Genomic DNA, 3,459 nt, shown 5'->3' on the forward strand with positions numbered 1-3,459 from the left:
CATCAAATACAACAGGCTTCTTTTGGCTCTCATCAAACTTCCCCGTATCCACCCTGTACCTTGCCGTTCTCAGTGGGATACCGCGTGTTTCGGCAAGATATGCTGCGGCCTGCTCCTTGCTCTCAAACTGGATGCCGTCAACCATGGCAGACTGCCTTATAGGTCTCACATCATCTACTATGCCTTTTTTGAGCCGTTGCAGGGCTGCTGATAGCGTGATGCTGCGTGTCTTCGCGACATGACGTGCAGCGTCTTTCTGACTCTCAAAACTCACCCCATCTACTATTGTAGCCCTAGTACTACAACGAGCCTTTGAAATGTGATGTAATGTTGCCCATCACCCCTGCGTGGAAGGAGGGCAGCATGAGCGACCTGATCGAGACCACCCCGCGGATGGAGTTGTCGGTGCACGATATCGAGCACCTGGTGGAAGAGTTGCGCGCCTATCACGCCATCTACAGTCCCCTGTTTCAGCGGCGTGAACAACGAGAAGCGGCGCACACCTATCTCCAGGGGTTGTTGGCGCCGTTGCCGCGCAAGTCTATTGAGCCCATGGGGCTCGCGGTGGACGGGGTCGCCCCCACGGCAGTTCGAGCCCTCCAGGCCTTCATTAGTGAAGGGATGTGGGACGATGGACGGCTGGTGCAGCAGCATTGGAAAGAAGTGGAGAGGGACCTGGGGGCTGACGATGGTGTGCTGATGGTCGATGGCAGTGATTTTCCAAAGCAGGGCGTCCATTCGGTGGGCGTGAAGCGGCAATACTGTGGGGAGTTGGGCAAGCGCGCCAACTGCCAAGCCGGCGTGTTTGTCGGCTATGTGAGCTCTCAGGGCTACGCCATGCTGGATCGTCGGTTGTATGTGCCGGCGGAATGGCTGACAGACGACGCATACACGGAGCGGCGCCGGCAGTGTGGCCTGCCCGCTGACCTCACCTTCAAAACGAAGCCCGAATTGGCTCAGGAGATGCTCGCTGCCGTCGTGCAAAGTCATGCCCTGCGGTGTCAGTGGGTGGTGGCAGATGAGGCATTTGGGGGGAACCCGGCTTTGCTGGATGGGGTGGCGGGGCTGGGCCTGTGGTACTTTACCGAGGTGGCCCATACTACACGGGTCTGGGCAGAACGTCCCGCCCTCCACATGCCGCCCTGGCGGGGGCGCGGACGCCGCCCCCAGCGGGCACGTCTGGTGGAGGGCGGGCCCCAGGCGCAAACAGTACTGGGGATGGCCTCGGCCTTGCCCGCCGAGGCGTGGATACGCCGGACGATCAAGGAAGGTAGCCAAGGGCCTATGGTGGCGGACTTTGCTGCCCTGCGGGTGGTCGCCGTACGGGATGCCTTGCCAGGTCCTGACGTCTGGTTGGTGTTGCGTCGGCACATCGAGACGCAGGAGTTGAAGACCTATCTGTGCAATGCGCCTATTGACACCCCTCTGGAAACCCATGTACGCATGAGCGGGATGCGGTGGCCCATCGAAACGTGTTTTGAAGACGGAAAGCAACTGCTGGGAATGGGCGATTATGAAGTCCGGAGTTGGACCGGATGGCATCATCATATGACCTTGGTGATTCTGGCCCACTTTTTTGTGGTGCGCATGAGCCTACGGTTTAAAAAAAAGCCCCGGCAGTGACGTTGCCGCAGGTGGTGATGATGTTGGCAGCCGTCTTGCCCAGACGTGAGTTTGACACGCAGTTGGCGCTTGACATTATGGTGTATCACCAGCAGAGAAACCAGGCGGCGTATCTCTCACATCGCAAGCGCCGCATTGCCTTAATCACCCAACGGGAGTGAACCCTCGTTGTAGTACTCTGCCAGTTACCCACAATTTTTATTTTAGAGCCTCTTGAGGTATGCTGAGGGCTTCATCCCTTGCGCGCATCTCCAAGAGCAACCCGTGTACACAGGAGTCGGGCATGAGTCACGTCGCCACCGACACCAACTGGGCCGTCCGCGAATTTGCCGATGCCGAACTCGGCGACGAGCGGCGCACCAAACGCCTGGTGGAACTCGCCAACGTCCTGGGCCAGCATCCCACCGCCGCCCTTCCCGAAGCGTGTGGCGATGGTGGCATGCTCAAAGCCGCGTATCGCTTCTTTGATAACGACGCCATCGAAGCGCAGGACATGTTGCAAAGTCATGTCGAGTCGACCTACAGGCGCCTTGATCAAGTGTCTTTGGTGCTGGCCGTGCAAGATACCACCGAAGTCAACTGGACCGGGCACCCTGCTACCCAGGGTTTGGGGCCCCTGGGCCATACGGCCTGTCAAGGGCTTTTGGTCCATACGACGCTGGCACTCACGCCCGAGCGTGTGCCCTTGGGGCTGTTGGCCCAACAGGTCTGGGCCCGTGATCCCAACGAGGTGGGCAAGCGCGCCCGGCGCAAGCAGCTGCCCATCAGCCAGAAGGAAAGTCAGAAGTGGCTCCACAGTCTCGACGCCGTTTTCACCGCCCGTGACAGCTGTCCCACGACTCGCTTGGTGAGTGTTGGCGATCGTGAAGCTGATGTCTATGACGTGCTGGCAGCCGCCCGCCCAGCGGGCGTCGATCTGCTGATTCGCGCCTCGTGGGACCGTTGCGTCGGTGGGCCTGAGCACTATGTGTGGGCCACGGTTGAAGTGCAATCGGTTCTCGCACACCTCCTCTTGAAGGTGCCGCGTCGTGGCCCGCAAGCCGCCCGTGACGCCACGTTGGCGCTGCGGTTTTGTCCCTTGACGCTGTGTCCCCCTCGCCATCGCCAGCGTGAAGGCTTGCCCGCGGTCACGCTGTGGGCGGTCCAGGTCCAGGAAGTCGATCCGCCAACGGACGTCACGCCCATTGAATGGCTGCTGTTGACGACCGTGGCGGCCGAGACGGTCGACGACGCCATCGAGCGTGTCCAATGGTACTCGTGTCGCTGGGGTATTGAAGTCTGGCACCGCGTTTTGAAAAGTGGTTGTCGTATTGAAGAACGCCAGTTGGCGAGCGGCGAGCGCTTGCAGCGCTGCTTGACGCTGTATAGTGTCATTGCCTGGCGGATTTTTTATGCCACGATGCTGGCGCGGGCGGTGCCTGAGATGCCGTGCAGCGTGCTGTTGGACCTCGACGAATGGCAAGCGTTGTATTGTGCTATCTATCATTGTCCGACACCGCCTGAGGAGCCCCCTTCGCTTGACCAGGCTGTGCGCTGGATTGCACAGCTCGGCGGCTTTGTCGGACGTCGCCGCCGAGACCAGCCCGGGACTGAAACGTTGTGGCGTGGCTTTCAACACTTAATGGACCTCACCAAAATGTATCGTATTATGCGGCCCCAACCACCCTAAACGAAAAAATGTGTCCAACACACAGCACATTAGGGAGGAGGTCGATCTCATTCCTGGTAGATCTTTGAGGTCGCTTGTCCTAGATGTCCGTTTCATAAGTTCGCTGCCAGTCATGCAGCGGCCCGCTTGTACGGCCTGGGCGGATAAAAGGCACGTTCAAATCGTTT

Annotated in this window: 2 protein-coding genes; both read left to right on the forward strand. The window is 59.5% G+C overall.

The genetic code is table 11. The features are described 5' to 3' along the window. Positions 1–363 precede the first annotated feature (363 nt). Entirely contained in the window at positions 364–1,623 is a 1,260-nt protein-coding gene (locus VJ369_RS00005) for an IS701 family transposase (RefSeq protein ID WP_324090109.1), read from the forward strand. Positions 1,624–1,906: 283 nt separating this feature from the next. Beyond that, positions 1,907–3,292 carry an IS4 family transposase gene (locus VJ369_RS00010; protein ID WP_324090110.1) on the forward strand — a complete coding sequence of 462 codons (1,386 nt, stop codon included), beginning with the start codon at positions 1,907–1,909 and terminating at the stop codon, positions 3,290–3,292. Positions 3,293–3,459: the final 167 nt, after the last annotated feature.

Source organism: Glutamicibacter sp., assembly GCF_035257265.1.
Classification (GTDB): domain Bacteria; phylum Actinomycetota; class Actinomycetes; order Actinomycetales; family Micrococcaceae; genus Glutamicibacter.